We start from the raw sequence: 18,812 nt of genomic DNA, 5'->3' as shown, positions 1-18,812 counted from the left end.
TTAATACTATGTCATGCATTCATATGAAAATTTAGCTTGTAAGCAAAGCAAAATGCAGATATGTGCAAATTTACATGTTATAGTTTATAATCTCGCTGCTTTAGAAAATAAAATAGCGCAGCAAGCAGAACAAATTTAACATACCAAACAAGGTTATTATCATGCCAGGTAGCACAAATCAAAACGGTCTTTTTGAATACTATGGTTTTACAAAGCCATCACAAACTAAGTTATTCAGTATATATAACAATCTAGATGACGGGGAAAACGCTCAGTTTTTCAAAGATATACAACGTAATAAATTAGCTGCGCAGAAAAAGGGCGTATATAAATTCATAGAATCGCCAGGCGATTTTAATAACTATATGTCAAAGTATGAACAAAATGCAGCAATGGTATTTTTAAATCAAGGACTGTTTGCCGGCCCTCTTGCTGCAATAAATCAGATTGAGAACGTGGGAAATGAGGCAGGACAAGGGCATGATATTCAAAGTATCGACACAAGAGACCTAGATCTAACTTCTTTAAAAGTAGATTTGGTTTTAGAGAATACGTTTTTATCATATAAAGATAATTCAGATGGAGGTAATGCGTTTAGTTTAGGAATCAAAGCAACTATTATGGATGCTAGGTATTTTGGAGAAATCGAGAGCGCTCAAAAAGCATCAGAGAAAACAATCTGGAATCAAGTGAAAAAAGTTGTTCTTGGCAAAAATTGGGTTGAGCGTCAGAATAAGAATGAATTGATTGAAAAGGTAGGATTATTTGATCTTCAATATTTATTTTGCTTCTCTGACTCCTCTGAAGAAGTATTTATAAAATTGACATCAAAAGGCCAGAAAAATGCCGAAGGGTATATAATCAGCAGAGAAAAGCTGGCAGAATTAGGAAACATCTTTGTGCGTGATGGCGAGGTATCAAATACAGATCGTATTCTATTAATGAAAGCAGAATTTTTTGATACATTACGCTCTGGAACTCTGGGGGTGTACAGAATTGAAGTAGTAGAAAAATTGCTGGCGGAACATATGGCTATATCAAATCACCGTAAAGCATTAGAAGCAGGATTTTCAAATTACGCTACGTACAAAAATACCATACAAATAGTTGAAACCAGTAAAACTGCGCTCTATTTAATAGATAACGCGAACGTCATTTTTTGGACAATAGAAAAAACAGCAGATATTGTATTTGATCAAAATATACAATGGCTAACAACTCAATTTCAACCGCTTGCATCTGATGCATATTTGCCTATAAGCATCACATTAGCTACTGCGCAATACAAACTCGCAGAGCCATTTGCACACACAATTGCAAATACAGTTGGGCATCTCGTTAAGCATAGTGCATCTTTTAATGATATAGAAAATGGCTTTACTAAATGCCTAATTAGCTCAGGAATTAGTACATTAGGTGGTATACTTTCTTTTGGTTTTATTGGAGGCTTATATAGTGGTGGAATAAGCATCGCCGAATGTACTGCCGCCGCACTTGGCATGCATACTTTAAGTGATATTTTTACCACATTAAATATTAGAGAGTTTTCACAATTAGATAGAAATATGATATGATCACTTTTTTAAAAACTAAAGAGTGGTTTTATGGTTTGTTGTAAGGGATGTTGCTCTGATATCTTTGTAAAGAATGGCATTGTGAGGGGGTGTACAGCGTTATAAGTGCAGATCATGTTCTAAATTTTGTTGAGGGCGATCTGGGCAAGAAGCCTCAAACAGCTGTTAAGAAAGCATTATGCGTTATGCTATATAGTTCTTGGTAATGGCTCTTTTTCTATGTTAGGCAAGATATTAGGGCATTCGCCGTCCATAATTTATCGCTGGGTAGTAGAGGCGATGGGCAAGACTCAGGAGCCAGGTGTCTCTTCGGATATTATGGAGATGGAATTCGACGAGATGTGGCATTTTATTGGTTCAAAAAAAACAAGCTTTGGATCATTAAGGCAGTTGATCGTAGTACAAGGAGAACAGTTGCCTGGGTTACAGGCAATCGTGATACTGCAACATTCCAAAAGCTCTACAAAAAGTGAGTCATCTGAAAGAATGTCATTTTTATACGGATGATTGGGAGGCTTTTTCTAAAATTTTACCCAAAGAGCGTCATACAATTGGAAAGTCTGGCACAGTATGTATCGAGAGAGATAATAGCAACACGCGACATCATTTATGCCGAATGACACGGCGCACTAAAATCGTTTCTAAAAAAGAGTCAATGGTCTACAGATCCATCAAGCTTTGGTGCACTCTTACTATTACACAAATATTCAAACAATATCAAGAACAGCTCTTATCTATCTTTATGTGAAAACTCTCAGAAAGATAATTATAGTTTTGGCAGAATATTATTATATAAGAGATATAACAGCTATTACTATGGGTGAAGTACAGTCAATAATAAAAGAAAAAGAGAAAATATTAGCGGAAAAATATAATAAGCAAGATCCAGGAGAGATTACATTAAATGAATTAAAACAAATTTTACGAAATGAGTTGTACACTCAAGCAGGTGTTAAAGGATTAACAATTTTAGAGCTTGCAAAATTAATGCAGGATTTAGGATGTGAATATGCAATTAATTTAGATGGTGGCGGCTCTTCAACATTATGGATTAATGGAAATGTAGTTAACAACACTTTCGGTGACAAAGATGAAGCTGCCGGAGAAAAAATAGAAAGACCTGTGTCTGATGCGATAATCTTTAGGAATAAATGAGTATGTATAAATATAAGCTTATCGATTTAACTTATGTATACTCCTGATAAACAAAGACTGGTATTTAATCTGTCCGTCAAAAATTTATTTGCGCAAATAAATTTTTGTAAAAAGTTAAATGTACAAAATTTAGCCTTTATATCTGACTTGCGCTAATTTTCTGATACATAATTTGTCCTGTACCTAGCAAATACTACTTTAGGCACTACCGACAAAATCCATAAGGGTTTTTGCCACTTTTTCTGCTGGATCTTCAGGTGCCATAGTTGCCCTGCAGGCAAAGATAAATACTGCACTACTTAGCAATGCCTTAGAACTTTAGACTACTAGTATAAATGTGTTAGTTACTGGTTTGCTTTGTTAGCTTTGCACATCATAAAAAGAGAGTGCTATCCAATTTTAGAATTTAAACGGCTCATTTTTTTTGCTTTCATTATATCATACGCACTCTGCAATAGTTGAATTGCATGATCATCTCTATCTTTCCCACCATATGCTTCACCTCCCATTACCACTGCGATTAACCTGCCATATGGACTGTTCGTTGATGTCACAACATGATAGCCTGATGCTTTTAAATATCCAGTCTTACCGCCGTTTGCCCATTTATAACGCTCCAGTACTTTATTATGTCCCTTTATTACTCTTCCATTGTATGTGAACGATGTCTTTGAGAGCATATGATAATACTGCGGAAAATGTATCTGCATTGCAAGCGTCAAAATCGCAATATCATAAGCCGTACTCACTTGTTTGTCATCATGTAGCCCGTGAGGATTACAAAATTTAGTGTCACGAAGTCCAAGTTTCTTAGCTTTAATATTCATCATATCAACAAACCTAGATTCATCTCCAGCAATATGCTCACCGATCGCAACTGATACATCATTGGCAGATTTTACAGAAAGAGCATATATAGCTTCTCTTACTCTAATTTTTGCGCCTGGTTTCAAATTCATATTGCTTCTTGGTTGTGCTGCAGCATGAACAGAAACTGTTACAATATCATCCATCCTAATTCTACCATATTTGAGCGCTTCAAACGTCAAGTATATTGTCATCATTTTCGTCAGAGAAGCAGGGTACCTATGCACTCTCGCATTTTTAGAATATATTATCTCTGCAGTGTCTGCATTCACAACAAGCCCAGCATATCTCGGGGATTGCGTGATACTATTGCTGGTTGTGTGATTTTTATGTGTAGTATGTGACCGCCCTTTCTTGGCTGCATCTGATGTTAGCGGAAATAGCACAATAGTAAAGACTATTGCAGCAAAAATATAAATACTACGCATCTTATAAAATGAGTTAATAAACTTATAAGAAACACACACAAAACATTGAATGCCTTATACATAACATACATTAAACCGCTATATCATATCGGTACAAGCGAGAATGAGCCTGAGATAATCAAAAAAACAATCAACGGCTTTATGTAAGTAAAAGAAAGCACAACAACAATTAACAGAATAAACTAACGTTATTTGAAATGGTAGAAAATTTTACTACACATTAATTTCTATCCAATGCTTCTTTAAAATACTTGAGCATTTTCCCAGGCTCATCCTTGTGTCTCTCGGCATTTGGAAGAGGTTCTTTTTTTTCTGTAATATTTGTCCACAATTTTGAATAGCGCTGGTTAATTTCTACTATGCTGGCTCTCTGAGCTTGATCTTTTATAGCCCCCTCAGATTGTATAGCTTCAATGGGACATTCTGGTTCGCAAACTCCACAGTCTATGCATTCTTCAGGATTTATTACAAGCATATCAGGCCCTTCATAAAAGCAGTCAACAGGGCAAACTTCTACACAATCAGTATACTTACATTTTATGCATTTTTCAGTTACTACGTATGTCATATATCAAGTCGTACTCTATTACATTTCGTTGTTGATTTTATACAATAAAAAGTGTATTTATTCCTACCATGCCTAAAGATTCGACCGACTGGTTCTTTTTGTTTATCACAAGTGCGATTGGAACGAGTTTGATCAGGCTGATTTTAGGGCTGTATAGTGTTTTGTATAATCATTAGCAAACACTATGGAAGAGTCGGTATAATATTGCAATATCATTGATCTGACAATGATAAAGAATTTTAGTTGATACAATAGAATTAGAAGATGTACTTAGACTGAGACTTAGAATCTAGTATTTTTATGATATATGTTCAGCTTTTATTTATCCCTGCCATTTTATTGGTGTGTAGTATCGAATATTGTAATATAATAAGTCTGACAATAGGTAAAGAATTTTAGCGGATGTGGCGGAATCGGCAGACGCGCTAGACTTAGGATCTAGTGCCCTTGTGGCGTGTGGGTTCAACTCCCTCCATCCGCACCATTTTTGTTGGTGCCCATTTTATTTGTTGGAGCTAAAACTTGAGATCAATGAACAAAATATTGATTGTAGAATCTACTTTACACAGAAAAATAGCAAGTCGTAGTCTAGAAGTCGCGCAAAATATACTACAGCACAATAATACAGAGCATATGGTTGTTTCGGTGACAAATCCTCTAAATATAGCAACAGCAATCAATCTATCAATAGAAGCTTATAATTTCGAAGGAGTAGTTGCGCTAGGCTGTATATTTTATGGTAGTTTTTACAATGAAATTCTCATAAAAGAGTGCTTACGAAGTATTAGTGATGTATCTTTAGATTGTGTACTGCCAGTAGGTTTTGGTATAATAGCGTCGCAACATGAAAAGGAAGCAACAGAATTATTAGAGGCTGTTGTGACTGATGCTGTACATTCCTGCTTACAATTAATCAAAGCAAAGAACCAACTGCATTTTATAGAAGATGATCAGTACTCAAAATACAGAAACTAACAAAGAGTCTTTGTGGAAGAAACGGCTAAAGGGAAGATATAGCACTAGAGTACTTGCTGTACAGTGTCTGTATGCAATTTCTGCACATTCAAAAGCGATAGAAAAACTACGTTTCTGTAATTACGATGAAATTATAAATTCTATAATTACAAATATTAATACAACTCAAGAACCTAGTGTATATCGATGGATAGATCAACAATATCTCATTAAAACAGTTCAAAGTGTTTGCCAAAATCAAAAATCTATAGATGAAAAAATTGGGCAATTTCTGTCTTCAAATTGGTCGATGAATAGAATTGCTAAGGTTGTGCAGTGTGTACTGCGTGCAGCAACACATGAAATTTTATCTAATGAAGCAGAAGCAAAGGCATTTTTGATTAATGACTACATAGAGATAGTGAAGCTTTTTAATCACGATGGAGAAAGCGGTTTTGCAAATGGTGTGCTAGACAAGATATCAAAATGAGTATTAATATGCAGTATCGGTATAATTTTTCATTTTGAAAGATGCATAAGGCACTCAATCATTACAGGATCTTGCAATATACGTTTTTCAATTTACCTATAACACTGCTAAATTATTGTTTTGCATAAGCATATATATGTGATATACATTTCATTGTTTTGAAAAAAGGAGAGATGGCCGAGCGGTCGAAGGCGCTTCCCTGCTAAGGAAGTATACGGGTAACCGTATCGAGGGTTCGAATCCCTCTCTCTCCGCCAGCTTTCGTTCTGCGAACTTCGGGCGGCACACCCAGAAGTGAGTTAAAACTAGGAGTGTCTCACGAAGCTTCTTGTCTACCGAAGCTCGTAGAGCACAGGTATATGGCGTAGTGAGACTGCAGAATTATGCATTATGTTTATTTTTTAGAATTATCAAATAGTAATATTTACGTCGGCTTTAGTAGCAATCTAAAGCAACGATTTCAGGCTCATAATGACGGTAAAGTGCCTGCAACTGCTGGATTCTTGCCTGCAAAACTAAAAAGTTATGTTGCAGTTGAAACCAAAGAAAAGGCAATGGCTTTAGAAAAATATTTCAAAACTGGCTCAGGAAAAGCGGTGGCTATGAAGCGCTTTTTGTAAGATTTAGTCACCCAAACATGCGTACCTAGAGAATCACAAAATCACCGATTTTACCCCAAAATCTCCCTTTTTATTCTCCGTTTCTCCGTTAGACGCGAACGTCCGACCGGCTTTGTTGCATAATGCGCAGAGCATATCCTTGAGTTTATCTGCTAAATAAACTAACACGCTGATATTTCAATGGCAGATAAACTTCTTGAAGTAAGAAGCTTTAGGATTTCATATGCACTGATAATGAAATAGTCTCATTATGCAACAATGCCGGATATATTGGCAAATCCACCAATTTTTATACTTTATCGATTTTGCTTCTTCTGATCCTTCTGATTGGGAGTATCCACTACGCGCCCTTTAACCTGCTTCCCTGTCACTTTCTCTCTGGCAATCTCTATACTTTTATTATCCTTTTGCACATGCTTTGAAACTGATTTATTCTCAACATTGCCTTCTTTCGCAAAATCAAATACGCTATTTTCATTGTTACCTGACACCACTTTTTTAGCTTCATATTCAAGCTTACTTAACTTCTCAACGCCTATCTCCTGAAGCAAGCCAAGCTTATCCTCTTTATCAAGCTTTGTTGTAATGCTTGTCACTCTACTAGCCTTAGACTTTCCCGCTTTTTCAGACTTGATCGGATCGTAAATCATTTTATTTTGATTTGAGATAACCATTCCTCCAGGATTCTCAGGAGGCATCTTCGTCATACATTTATCAGATGAAACAAGCGGTATATCAGATACAACTACAGGCTTAGCTACTCTATTATACGCAAGCATAACAATTATAATCAGCACTGAGAACGCAAAAACCAACATCGAGATTTTCACATACAACATAGCTCTCATTAAAGCCTACATCCTCCAAATAACAACAAACTAAAATTCTATTAATATAGCAACTGCCCACAAAGTTATTGTGCAGGCCTTTTTACCTAATTTTCCATACTATTTCATGAATTTCTTTGCAAATATGCAAAAGTATTAGGCGCGTAAATTAACCTGCTCTCTAAAAAATTATGTTTCAAAGTCTTGCGGGTATATTTTGCAAGCAGTGCAATAGCAAAATGATCACAAAACAGACTTAAGAAATTTTTGAGTACTTTCAATTAGCACTCTCAACACGCCATATTCTAGCAAACAAATTTACCTTATCAAATATCAAATGCTTGATAGCAAATAGTATATGCAACACAATCGCAGCAGCGAGTATATAACATACATTCACATGTACTATGTAACTAATTGCTGATAGCTGACTATTTATTGGTAAAAGCTTTGGCAATTCAAAAGAGAAAAAATATACATCTCGACCACCTGCAACTGACATCACATAACCACTCATAGGCATAATCAACATTAATATATATAAAATGAAAACACCAATCTTTGCTGAAATCCTCTCAAATTGAGATATAGAATCTGGAAGTTCAGGAATGTATGAAAACCTTCTAATAATAATTCGTAATACAAGGAGAAAAAACGAAAGCACACCGAACGATTTATGTAAAGCGTACATCTGTGGTTTAGCTTCATTAGGAAGATCAACCATATAAAACCCTATACTCAATGTACAAATCACAACCATAGCGTATAACCAATGCGCACAACGCATAGCATAATTATAATGTTCAGACATTATGACCTTCTAAAATATGTTCTATTTATATCAGACTCGCTAAAATCTAAAGTAATCTATTAAATGCAGAGTTGATATCTATTAACGTACATACAGTTAGACTTCAAAAAGAGCTAGGAAGAGTGCTAGGCAATAATAAATATATAACGAACACTTCTGATTACGCTAATTTTGAAAAGTGTGACTTAGTATTAATATAATTTATTTGCGCAGCAAATCAATTTTTGACGGATAGACTATATAAGATATATAAATTGGCACATCCATACTTTCTTTAATTTGCCACGCTTTTTCTTTAAAACATAGCACGCAACTTATCACTTTTGAGCTATGGCACTGCGCGCAAGTAAGTGCACGCACGCGGATTTTGATAGCATGATTTTTTAGAGTACCAGTTAATTTCTGAATTAAATACTATATACATATTTGTAAAGAAATTAACGAAGTAATACTTGAAAGTCAGGCCAAAAAGATCTGCACAAGTGACTTTGCCAGCAGTACCATACAGATAATATGTATAATGAATAATTTAGGATCAATCACTGCAAGACTAGATATAGAGTTATGATATAAATAATTGTACAAAAAATAAAATTATTTTATGTAATAGTTCACAAAATAAAATTACTTAAGTCACTGGTTTTCACAATGTGTTCCAATTTTTCTTCAACATACTGAGCATTCAAGTTTATAGTCTGGTTTTGCATTACATGTGCATTGAAGCTAATATCCTCAAGCAATTTCTCAAGTATTGTGTGCAGCCTTCGTGCACCGATATTTTCAATTTCATGATTTATCAAGGCTGCAACCTTCGCGATTTTCTCTATACCGTCGTCAGTAAAACTTACAGTAACATTCTCAACACTTAGCAATGCCTGGTACTGTTTTGTAAGACTATGTTCAGGATCTTTCAATATCTTTATCATATCTTCCTCAGAGATCGGCTTGAGCTCAACACGTATTGGCAGCCTCCCTTGCAACTCTGGTAACAAGTCAGAAGGCTTAGCGATATGAAAAGCACCGGAAGCAATAAACAATATGTGACTAGTTTGTATAGTGCCATATTTTGTAGTAACATTTGTTCCTTCAAGAAGCGGAAGTAGATCTCTCTGTACACCTTCTCTACTTACTTCTCCCTTACCACTGCTTGAACCGTTACTTGTTATTTTATCAATCTCATCTATAAAAACGATTCCTTCTTCCTCAGTTATCCTTTTTGCTTCTAAAATAACTTTTTCATTATCTATAAGCGCATCACTCTCTTCTCTTGCTAACAACTCCATTGCTTCTTTGACGCTTGTCTTCACAGTTTTTGTTTTCTTTTCAGTAAATGCTTTACTAATCAGCTCACCCAGATTTAGTATGCCCATCTGCCCACCTGGCATATCAAACATGGGAACATTACTTGGCTGTGCATGATTATCAGAAAGCACAATCTCAATCTCCATATTATCCAAAGCACTGGAATCTAACTTTTGCTCAAACTTCTCTCTGGTCTCAGGACTTGCATTTTCACCAACTAAAATATCTAGTATCTTCCGTTTTGCAACTTCTCTTGCTTGAGATGTAACTTTTTGATGCATAGAAGAACGTACTAAATTTACTGCTATATCTAAGAGATCTCTGATTATGGAATCAACATCTCTACCAACATATCCAACCTCTGTAAACTTAGTTGCTTCTATTTTGATAAATGGAGAGCTAGTAAGCTTCGCAAGCCTCCTTGCAATTTCTGTTTTTCCAACACCAGTAGGCCCCACCATTAATATATTGTGTGGAACTATTTCGCCTTGAAGTGGCTGCGCTACTTGCTTTCTTCTCCAGCGATTTCTAAGCGCTATAGCAACAGATTTTTTAGCCTCTTCCTGTCCCACAACAAATCTGTCTAACTCCTGAACAATCATATGCGGTGTCATAGCAGCGCTATCTGATATCTTCATAATGAATAATTAACCTCTTTTTAATAGCAAGCAAAGCAAGAATTCTAAAGTAAAAACTTTAACTGATGCATAATAATTTCAACACCTTCAAAAATATCACACAATGCACGATAACTTTTGCACCATATAGATTCTATAAATTTGATCTTTTTCTATTTTGACATAAAACTATACAAGTAGAATCATTCTCAGATTTATTACATCATCAAAAGCATAATCCAAGGCAGTCTAAGTGAGCGTGACAACTTACATAAAACCACTGCAACATCAAAAATTAGCTAAAATGTCTCAATAATGCTTAAAGCATATGCTCAATCTTACAAGCAAAATTACTACATATTTCATTGGAAGTCTATATACCACCTAATCAAGACATTACCATACCACCATTTATGTGAAGAGTATGACCAGTTACATAGCTTGCAGAATCAGATGCAAGATATAAAACACCTGCTGCAACGTCAGCTGCAACTCCCATGCGCCCCATAGGAATTTTCCCATTTATCAAGCTCTTTATTTCTTCTTTTAAATTTGATGTCATGGGACTATCAATAAATCCCGGTGCTATACAGTTCACTGTAATACCACGCTTGGCAACTTCAAGCGCCAATGTTTTCGACATTCCAATGAGTCCTGCTTTTGCTGCACTATAGTTTGCTTGACCAAAATTCCCTGTTACACCAACAATAGATGAAATGTTGATTATTCTACCAAATTGCCTCTTCATCATTCTTTTTATAGCAGCCCTATTCAGCCTAAATGCAGCTGTCAAATTTAGATTCAGCACTTCATCCCACTCTTCATCCTTCATTCTAATGGCTAAATTATCTCTATTTATACCTGCATTACAAACTAAAATATCAATCTGACCAAACTTATCTTCTGCGTCATCAAATAATCTAGAAGCTTCCTCTAAATTCTGTAAATTTGCAACCATAGTCTGAATATTGCTATGCGTATCTTGCATTGTATTTAGCGTACTCGCTTTTGTCCCAGTTGCGACAATGCTTGCACCTGCATTATTTAACAAATTCACTATCTCCTTGCCTATGCCACCAGTAGCACCAGTAACTAAAGCACGCTTTGCACTCAAATCAAACAACATATCTATACACAAAATTATTTATATTGAAACACACCAAACTCTCCATGATTATTTGTTTCATCAAAATTTACAGAGAGATAAAACACACAAATCACTTTATGCTAAAATTAAGCAATATGAAATACATGACAATTTCAATACTAGAAATTATCTTGAATATACTTCTCAAAAACGTTGCAATATTTACACAAGCATTTGCGAATGTTCTTTTAAACTAAAATAAAATTAAAGAATGGCAAACATTTTTTGATAAATATAGATAATAAAATGACATTCTATTGTGTTGAAAGCTGTTAAAAGCACTTAACAGTTGTAACATGAAATATCTTATATAATAAGACAAATGCACATGAGACTTATGCAAAACCCACAATATCTTCAGGTTTCATAAAATACTTTCTACAAAACGCTCTATACTATTTGGAGAATCAAGATTAAATACACGTATACCGCTTGACATACGTTTTGCAAGCGTAGTCAAAACCTGACCAGGACCAACCTCTATGAAATTAATTATTTTATAGTCACGGATACATTTCTCAATAGTCTCTCTCCAACGAACTCTACCTCCAACTTGTTTTACCAGCATACTCCTAACTTGTTCAGCATCTGAAACAGCGCTTGCAGAATAATTTGCTATCACTGGAACAACTGGTGCACTCATAACGACCTGACTAAGCGATTTTTGCATAGTGATTGCAGCATCAGTCATTAAACTTGAGTGAAAAGGAGCACTTACATTAAGCTGCACCGCCTTTTTTATAGAAAACTGAGAAGCAAGCTCTACAGCCCTCTCCATAGCTTTCATCTCACCACTAATGACTATCTGTCCTGCACCATTATCATTTGCTATTTCACATAACCCAAACTGTCTCAGACTTTCTACCATTTTTTCTACATTTTCAAGATCTGCTCCAATTAAAGCCACCATACCACCTTTGATATTGGATGCTGCTTTATTCATTGCGTTCCCACGTATCCTCAAGAGAGCAGCTGTATTTTCTAAGCTAAACACACCAGCTGCACAAAGAGCACTATATTCACCAAGTGAGTGCCCTGCCATTACACTACAAATAGAAGTAATAGACAATCTTAACTGAACCAATAATACACGTAATACAGCTATAGAAACAGCCATGATCGCAGGCTGTGCATTCTCAGTAGCTGTTAACTCATTTGCATCTCCTTCAAACATCAATTTAGATAAATTTTGCTGCAATACCTCATCTACAGTCAGAAACACTTCTCTGGCTTCTTCAAATGTTTCATATAATTCTCTACCCATACCTGTATGCTGAGAACCCTGCCCAGGAAACAGTAGAGACGTATTTGCTGAATCTATCATAATTGTTTTATTTCTTTGTTTTACCTACGAATCAGACCACTTCGAATCGATTGATCACTATATTTTTGCCTGTAAAGAATTTCAATGATTAATTTAAGATATGCATGATATTTTTTATGTAGTGTAATTACTGGACTCAGGTAAAATTCCATCATGTTGCATGTTCCATAGCATTGCGTAATGTCCCGCTTTTGCTAAAAGCTCATTGTGGGTCCCATCTTCTATAATAGAGCCTTTATTAAATACCAATATCCTATCCATACGAAGAAGCGTAGAAAGACGATGCGCTATTATGATGACAGTCTTATTAGCAATTAGATTATTAAGCGTTTTTTGAAGCATCTGCTCTGTAAGTGCATCTAGCGCAGAAGTTGCTTCATCCATGATAATTATTGAAGCATTTTTAAGCACTGCTCTTGCAATAGCAATCCTCTGTTTTTGACCTCCAGACAATTTAGAACCGCGTTCACCAACTTTTGTATCATATCTATCTGGCATCTGCATAATGAAATCATGTGCTTCTGCCCTCATTGCAGCTTGCACAACCTCCTCATCGGTAGCAGAAAAATTTGCATACCTAATATTATCTTTTATTGATCTATGAAACAGCAATGGTTCTTGTGGTATAAATGCTATACTCTCTCTAAGAGATTGCAGAGAAACTTTTGATATATCTTGATCATCAATCAAGATAGTGCCACCGGAAATTTCATAGAGACGCATGAGCAAGTTTGTAAATGTTGTTTTTCCACTACCAGAAAACCCAACTAAACCTATCTTCTGTCCACCAGGTATCAATATAGACTTCTTATCGAATAAATTACTATTCTGATGATATTTAAAAGAGACCTCCCTAAACTCTATCTTACCACTTGTGACTTCAAGGTCATGACTATAATCATAGCTTTGCTCATCAGAAGATTCTTGTATTAAGCTTAAGCTTTGTTTACAAATACCAAATTCGTGAAACATATAAGATATCTCATCTCCAGCAAACCAAATCACAGTCATTAGCGTCATAGTTGTATTTACTATAAACACCATATCACCAACTGTAATATATTGGAGTTGCCAAAGCTTAATAGCAAAACAAAAAAGAAATACAACACTCAATATACTTACTATGCTTAGTAAGATTTTAAACTTTTCTATATATAGAAGATTATCTTTATATTTGTTAATTTCATCATTCTGTGTTGCTTGTACATTGCGCAACTCATGACTATGCCCTGCAAATATTTTAATGCTCAAATGATTTGTGATACTGTCTACTATCACACCTTGAACTGCAGCCTTCGCTGCTGAATGAAGATAGGAATACTTTGTTGATTTAATACAAAAGAAAACACTTAGAGAAAAATATATGACAAGCCAGCCAATGAAGCAAAAAGCAAGTGTGATACTATGTATAGATATTACTACTGAGGAAATTATAATTGACATGACTAGCGGAACAAAAACTGTCAATGTATCGTCTACTATCAACTTCGCTGTACGCGGTAAATCATCTATCCTATGCGCAATTGCTCCTGTATGTTTTTTTGTGAAATATTCATATGTATGTTTTATCACTCTATTAAAGGCAAACATCCTTATATTTGCTTCAAACTTAGGAGCAACATTTGCAAGCAACACTCCCTTAGTCCTCTGCATCAATTCCATGAATATCCAGCAAAAAAGCGTGACGCTAAGCGGAGCAGAGAGTGCAATGAATACATTCTCTTCAATCCTATCAAGAGTGCTAAAGAAATCCACTAAAATCCCAATCATGTAGGGCCAAACTGAATTATTTATTATGCTTGCACTGGTAGCAGAGATTGTTATTAGAGTAAAACCAAGCCATTGTCTTTTAACAAAATATAGCAAAAAAGAAACAACGCTCTTTGTAATTTTTACCATAGTCTCATCTTCTACGTTTCGTTTAAAATCAGCATACAAAACAAGCAGCTGCACACGATAAGCAACTGATTAATAATAATCACATACTAACTATAGACTTATTCTCTTCATCTAAAGAAATTATCCATAAAAACTTAATTCAATTTATTAAAACATGTGGAAAGCTAAAGGATAACATCAGAATACTATAAACTTATATTGTTATGTAATTAAATTCGTAATCTTATGTAGAATAACCACATTAAGTAGCAGGAATAGACTCAACGATATAACTACATTGTATAGATTTCTTCTTAAAAACGTTTATTATAGCAGCCAATTTGCTTTGTCGCTTCCTTTGGCTAAAGATGTTCATGTACTTAGTCTGCACTGTCATCCGAGCACCACGTATGCTCCTTGCACTTGCCTAAACTGGAAGCAAGTTTTAAGAAGAAGTCTAATATAAAAACAAACTTACCTTGCAAAAAATGTCATAGCTAATGCAGCATAAAAGAGTTATGCTAAACTTTGTCTTTTGATAAATTTTAAGTCAGCATCTCGCCTAAAGTGGAATTGTATTGCCGATTTCAAGCGAAGAAAAATTTATTCTAAATACTCTTTTGCAATGCCTATTTTATCACACTTTAGCTATATAGTTAACCAATTTAACAAAATCATAGCTACCTACTCTCAGCGCGCTCTTGCAACACCACATCTTAAATGAGTAAATCATCCACGTTATTTAATATGAAAGATTGCTCAGCATAACAACAGCTTCTGCCAAAAATAAGTTAGTAAAGAAGGAGAATCGCTCGAATGCATAGTGTCTAGTCTAGCAATAATACAAAAAAACAATATATAACAAAGTAGATTTAGCACTGAAAAGGTAACACATACCTTTTAAATAAGAGAGTTTTCACATAAAGATAGATAAGAGCTGTTCTTGATATTGTTTGAATATTTGTGTAATAGTAAGAGCGCACCAAAGCTTGATGGATCCGTATACCATTGACTCTTTTTTAGAAACGATTTTAGTGCGCCGTGTCATTCGGCATAAATGATGTCGCGTGTTGCTATTATCTCTCTCGATACATACTGTGCCAGACTTTCCAATTGTATGACGCTCTTTGGGTAAAATTTTAGAAAAAGCATCCCAATCATCCGTATAAAAATGACATTCTTTCAGATGACTCACTTTGTTGTAGAGCTTTTGGAATGTTGCAGTATCACGATTGCCTGTAACCCAGGCAACGGTTCTCCTTGTACTACGATCAACTGCCTTAATGATCCAAAGCTTGTTTTTTTTGAACCAATAAAATGCCACATCTCGTCGAATTCCATCTCCATAATATCCGAAGAGACAACTGGCTCCTGAGTCTTGCCCATCGCCTCTACTACCCAGCGATAAATTATGGACGGCGAATGCCCTAATATCTTGCATAACATAGAAAAAGAGCCATTACCAAGACTATATAGCATAACGCATAATGCTTTCTTAACAGCTGTTTGAGGCTTCTTGCCCAGATCGCCCTCAACAAAATTTAGAACATGATCTGCACTTATAACGCTGTACACCCCTCATAATGCCATTCTTTACAAAGATATCAGAGCAACATCCCTTACAACAAACCATAAAACCACTCTTTAGTTTTTAAAAAAGTGATCATATCATACTTCTATCTAATTGTGAAAACTCTCTTAAATAAAACTGACATTATTACCCAGTAGACCTGCAGCAGAACTTAAACAGACACCACTTACAGAACAATTATACAATTCACACATACTAAACCAGTCTGCCCGTCAAAAATCGATTTGCTGCACAAATAAATTTTTTCAGGAAATTAAAGTATACAAAAATTATCCTAAAGACGTGGCACTACGCTAGTTTTCGGATATATAATTTGTCCAGTACTTAGCAAATACCACTTAACAAAATCCATAAGGCTCTCTTGCTACTTTTTCTGCTGGACTTTCGGTGCAGCATAATTGCTTGCAGGCCGAAATAAATAGTGTGTTTCAAAAGTTATGATGCAGGCGACTAACTAATAGCAATCACTAAAATCGATCATTACTTTAAGAAAGAAGCTTTTTAATGCGAACTACAAAGATAAATAAAGTAGTAGCTCAAACTAATTACGCAAAAACTATTCAAGCAACAGCAAGCGCTTCCTTCGCCTTCCCAACTATTTCTGCAAACACTTCTCTGTCATGTATAGCAATCTCAGAAAGCATCTTTCTGTTTAAGTCCATGCCAGCAAGCTTGACGCCCTTTATAAATTGTGAGTATACAATACCATGCTCTCTACTCGCAGCATTAATGCGCTGAATCCAAAGAGCACGAAAATCTCTTTTTTTATTTCTACGGTCTCTATAAGAATAGGCAAGTGCCTTTTCCACTTTCTCTACAGCAATACGGAAGCAGCTCTTAGCCCTGCCTCTATAACCTTTAGCCATCTTTAGTATCTTCTTATGACGCGCTCTAGCAGTCACACCTCTCTTCACTCTAGCCATACAACTCTCTTCTTAGTATTTTCATAAAATCTATAAAGCGCTGGTATAAGGAATATATTGATATATTCTCTTTTCCTCTACAGCGCAGAGCACCACAGTTCCTCTTTGCATACGCAACTGCCGCTTACTACGCTTTCGCATGTTATGTTGTTTATTAGCTTGGCTAGAACGAACGTGCCCACTTGCAGTAAGACTAAACCGCTTCTTGACACTACTTTTTGTTTTTAATTTAGGCATTTTTCCCTCGAACATTTGTTTAATTCTTCAACAAGCATAAGCGGCGCCATAGGCATGCCAAAAAAGCCTATGACACCAAAAAAATCGATCACCAAAGTGCGTTTGAACACTTGGAGGAATGTTACTTATACATTATATACTAATGAAAACACAAGCATTTTTATGACTTGTAACACACAGATAACGCTATAGCAAGAAATTGTACTATCAATTGCGTACACATCAATTACTACCGGCTAAAGCGCGGTAGTTTATGTAACGCTTGCAAAGCAGATTAAAAGCGTAAACGCTAAAACTCTGATATTCTAAAATCATCTTTTTTGTGATGTTCCTCATGCTGTTCTATATATTTTTGCACTTCTTCTGAATTCACATTGCCAACTGTCACAACAAAATACCCTCTGGCCTAAAGATGTTGTCCCCAATACCGCTTACGGAGCAGTGCAAATTCCTGTAGCAACTTACGGCTACTTATACCTTTAATATATTGCGCAGCTTTAGATATTGATATACTAGGCGGAACCAATGCTAATATATGTATAGCATAAGTGACTAAGATACTGACAAAAGTTAGGAATTAAGATATAAAAAGTGAGTATGAAATAAAAAGCATAAAATTATGGCAAGAGCATATCCAATAGAACTTAGGGTAAGAGTAATAGAAGCATTAGAAAATGGTGCAAGAATCACTAAAGTGAGTAAACTATTTAGAGTGAGTCGTGATACTATCTATAAGTGGAAAATTCTGCAAGATAAGCACGGTTCTTTGAAAGCAGCAAGTGGTTATCAAAAAGGTCACAGTCATAAGATCAAAAATCTAGAAGATTTTAAAGAATTTTTTGAATTAAATATTGCTATGACATCAAAAGAACTAGCAAAGAAGTGGTGTAATATATCACCTACAACGATCTTACAGGCGATAAAAAAACTTGGTTATAGCTATAAAAAAAACTCATCTTCATCCGAAAAGAGATATTCCGTTAAGACATGAATTTATTGAAAAGATAAAAACCATCACAAGAGATAAAATAGTATATCTTGATGAATCTGGAATAGAAGATAATGCTTGTAAAGGATATGGTTGTAGTATTTTAGGAGAAAGGTGCTATGGGGAAAAGGTGTATCAACATAAAACTAGAATAAGTATGATAGCTGGTCTTTGTAATTGTAATCTTATTGCTCCCGTAATATTTGAGGGTAATTGCAATAAAGAGGTCTTTGAAGCTTATATTAGGGAGATGTTAATTAAAGAATTAAAACCTGGACAAACTGTTGTTATGGATAACATTAACTTCCATAAGAATCCTAAAGTGAAAGAGTTAATTGAATCTGTGGGTTGTTACATATTATTTTTACCAACTTACTCTCCTGATTTAAATCCTATAGAGCATTACTGGTTTAAGATAAAAAATGAAATTAGAAAAACTATAGATTTATTTGATACTCTTTATGATGCTGTTTTTAATACAATTAAATTGTCAGCACCTTAGTCACTTATG

The 18,812-nt window shown here is 35.2% G+C and carries 21 protein-coding genes and 2 tRNA genes; 10 read left to right on the top strand and 13 right to left on the bottom strand.

Annotated elements, in window-relative coordinates; genetic code table 11:
- Nucleotides 1–161: 161 nt before the first annotated feature.
- The 4 genes from AACK98_RS00960 to AACK98_RS00945 all read left to right on the top strand — a co-directional run bounded on the left by AACK98_RS00960 (nucleotide 162) and on the right by AACK98_RS00945 (nucleotide 2,729).
- A complete protein-coding gene (locus AACK98_RS00960) occupies nucleotides 162–1,574 on the top strand; it encodes a hypothetical protein (RefSeq protein WP_339041603.1) in 1,413 nt (470 codons plus the stop codon).
- A gap of 129 nt (nucleotides 1,575–1,703) precedes the next feature.
- On the top strand, nucleotides 1,704–2,081 hold the full coding sequence (locus AACK98_RS00955; RefSeq protein WP_339041601.1) for a hypothetical protein: 378 nt from the start codon (nucleotides 1,704–1,706) through the stop codon (nucleotides 2,079–2,081).
- Nucleotides 2,044–2,322 (top strand): IS1 family transposase, encoded by a 279-nt coding sequence (locus tag AACK98_RS00950; RefSeq protein WP_339041599.1) that lies wholly within the window; start codon nucleotides 2,044–2,046, stop codon nucleotides 2,320–2,322. Before AACK98_RS00955 ends, AACK98_RS00950 begins: the two co-directional genes overlap by 38 nt.
- Nucleotides 2,319–2,729, top strand: a complete 411-nt coding sequence (locus tag AACK98_RS00945) for a phosphodiester glycosidase family protein (RefSeq protein ID WP_339041597.1) — start codon at nucleotides 2,319–2,321, stop codon at nucleotides 2,727–2,729. Before AACK98_RS00950 ends, AACK98_RS00945 begins: the two co-directional genes overlap by 4 nt.
- A gap of 389 nt (nucleotides 2,730–3,118) precedes the next feature.
- Here the strand turns inward: AACK98_RS00945 and AACK98_RS00940 are convergent, their stop codons facing one another.
- Nucleotides 3,119–3,868 carry a D-alanyl-D-alanine carboxypeptidase family protein gene (locus AACK98_RS00940; RefSeq protein WP_339041595.1) on the bottom strand — a complete coding sequence of 250 codons (750 nt, stop codon included), beginning with the start codon at nucleotides 3,866–3,868 and terminating at the stop codon, nucleotides 3,119–3,121.
- Nucleotides 3,869–4,244: 376 nt separating this feature from the next.
- Complete coding sequence (gene fdxA, locus AACK98_RS00935; RefSeq protein WP_339041592.1) at nucleotides 4,245–4,592, bottom strand: ferredoxin FdxA; 348 nt, start codon at nucleotides 4,590–4,592, stop codon at nucleotides 4,245–4,247.
- A 398-nt stretch (nucleotides 4,593–4,990) separates the two neighbouring features.
- Between fdxA and AACK98_RS00930 the strand changes: the two genes are divergently transcribed.
- The 5 genes from AACK98_RS00930 to AACK98_RS00910 all read left to right on the top strand — a co-directional run bounded on the left by AACK98_RS00930 (nucleotide 4,991) and on the right by AACK98_RS00910 (nucleotide 6,656).
- A tRNA-Leu gene (locus AACK98_RS00930) sits at nucleotides 4,991–5,076 on the top strand.
- 47 nt (nucleotides 5,077–5,123) lie between these two features.
- Nucleotides 5,124–5,567: a 6,7-dimethyl-8-ribityllumazine synthase gene (locus AACK98_RS00925; RefSeq protein WP_339041589.1), complete on the top strand. Its 444-nt coding sequence runs from the start codon at nucleotides 5,124–5,126 to the stop codon at nucleotides 5,565–5,567.
- Nucleotides 5,539–6,036, top strand: coding sequence for a transcription antitermination factor NusB (gene nusB / locus AACK98_RS00920; protein WP_339041587.1), 498 nt, complete (start codon nucleotides 5,539–5,541; stop codon nucleotides 6,034–6,036). Before AACK98_RS00925 ends, nusB begins: the two co-directional genes overlap by 29 nt.
- A gap of 167 nt (nucleotides 6,037–6,203) precedes the next feature.
- Nucleotides 6,204–6,293, top strand: a tRNA-Ser gene (locus AACK98_RS00915).
- Between the two features lie 126 nt (nucleotides 6,294–6,419).
- Nucleotides 6,420–6,656, top strand: a complete 237-nt coding sequence (locus tag AACK98_RS00910; protein ID WP_339041585.1) for a GIY-YIG nuclease family protein — start codon at nucleotides 6,420–6,422, stop codon at nucleotides 6,654–6,656.
- Nucleotides 6,657–6,952: 296 nt separating this feature from the next.
- Here the strand turns inward: AACK98_RS00910 and AACK98_RS00905 are convergent, their stop codons facing one another.
- The 11 genes from AACK98_RS00905 to AACK98_RS00855 all read right to left on the bottom strand — a co-directional run bounded on the left by AACK98_RS00905 (nucleotide 6,953) and on the right by AACK98_RS00855 (nucleotide 17,848).
- Nucleotides 6,953–7,486, bottom strand: coding sequence for a hypothetical protein (locus tag AACK98_RS00905; protein WP_339041584.1), 534 nt, complete (start codon nucleotides 7,484–7,486; stop codon nucleotides 6,953–6,955).
- A 274-nt stretch (nucleotides 7,487–7,760) separates the two neighbouring features.
- Nucleotides 7,761–8,294 (bottom strand): cytochrome b, encoded by a 534-nt coding sequence (locus AACK98_RS00900; protein WP_339041582.1) that lies wholly within the window; start codon nucleotides 8,292–8,294, stop codon nucleotides 7,761–7,763.
- Nucleotides 8,295–8,905: 611 nt separating this feature from the next.
- Entirely contained in the window at nucleotides 8,906–10,234 is a 1,329-nt protein-coding gene (gene hslU, locus AACK98_RS00895; RefSeq protein ID WP_339041580.1) for an ATP-dependent protease ATPase subunit HslU, read from the bottom strand.
- 367 nt (nucleotides 10,235–10,601) lie between these two features.
- Nucleotides 10,602–11,336: a 3-oxoacyl-[acyl-carrier-protein] reductase gene (gene fabG / locus AACK98_RS00890; protein WP_339042489.1), complete on the bottom strand. Its 735-nt coding sequence runs from the start codon at nucleotides 11,334–11,336 to the stop codon at nucleotides 10,602–10,604.
- Between the two features lie 388 nt (nucleotides 11,337–11,724).
- On the bottom strand, nucleotides 11,725–12,684 hold the full coding sequence (gene fabD, locus AACK98_RS00885) for an ACP S-malonyltransferase (protein WP_339041578.1): 960 nt from the start codon (nucleotides 12,682–12,684) through the stop codon (nucleotides 11,725–11,727).
- A gap of 114 nt (nucleotides 12,685–12,798) precedes the next feature.
- Nucleotides 12,799–14,583 (bottom strand): ABC transporter ATP-binding protein, encoded by a 1,785-nt coding sequence (locus tag AACK98_RS00880; protein ID WP_339042487.1) that lies wholly within the window; start codon nucleotides 14,581–14,583, stop codon nucleotides 12,799–12,801.
- An 895-nt stretch (nucleotides 14,584–15,478) separates the two neighbouring features.
- On the bottom strand, nucleotides 15,479–15,847 hold the full coding sequence (locus AACK98_RS00875) for an IS1 family transposase (RefSeq protein ID WP_339042483.1): 369 nt from the start codon (nucleotides 15,845–15,847) through the stop codon (nucleotides 15,479–15,481).
- Nucleotides 15,754–16,137 carry a hypothetical protein gene (locus AACK98_RS00870; RefSeq protein WP_339041576.1) on the bottom strand — a complete coding sequence of 128 codons (384 nt, stop codon included), beginning with the start codon at nucleotides 16,135–16,137 and terminating at the stop codon, nucleotides 15,754–15,756. The genes AACK98_RS00875 and AACK98_RS00870 overlap by 94 nt, the downstream gene beginning before the upstream one ends.
- 576 nt (nucleotides 16,138–16,713) lie before the next feature.
- Nucleotides 16,714–17,076 carry a 50S ribosomal protein L20 gene (gene rplT / locus AACK98_RS00865; RefSeq protein WP_339041574.1) on the bottom strand — a complete coding sequence of 121 codons (363 nt, stop codon included), beginning with the start codon at nucleotides 17,074–17,076 and terminating at the stop codon, nucleotides 16,714–16,716.
- A 30-nt stretch (nucleotides 17,077–17,106) separates the two neighbouring features.
- On the bottom strand, nucleotides 17,107–17,313 hold the full coding sequence (rpmI, locus tag AACK98_RS00860; protein ID WP_339041572.1) for a 50S ribosomal protein L35: 207 nt from the start codon (nucleotides 17,311–17,313) through the stop codon (nucleotides 17,107–17,109).
- Between the two features lie 406 nt (nucleotides 17,314–17,719).
- Nucleotides 17,720–17,848: a transposase gene (locus AACK98_RS00855; RefSeq protein WP_339042485.1), complete on the bottom strand. Its 129-nt coding sequence runs from the start codon at nucleotides 17,846–17,848 to the stop codon at nucleotides 17,720–17,722.
- Nucleotides 17,849–17,932: 84 nt separating this feature from the next.
- On the opposite strand from AACK98_RS00855, the gene AACK98_RS00850 reads away from it, so the two are divergent.
- A protein-coding gene (locus AACK98_RS00850; protein WP_339040258.1) for an IS630 family transposase occupies nucleotides 17,933–18,803 on the top strand; the annotation gives its coding sequence in 2 pieces (ribosomal slippage) (nucleotides 17,933–18,256 and nucleotides 18,258–18,803; 870 coding nt in all).
- The last annotated feature ends 9 nt before the right edge of the window (nucleotides 18,804–18,812 follow it).

The sequence above is a fragment of the Candidatus Lariskella endosymbiont of Hedychridium roseum genome (genome assembly GCF_964020185.1).
Taxonomy (GTDB): domain Bacteria; phylum Pseudomonadota; class Alphaproteobacteria; order Rickettsiales; family Midichloriaceae; genus Lariskella.
This window is presented reverse-complemented; position numbering and strand designations above follow the sequence as displayed.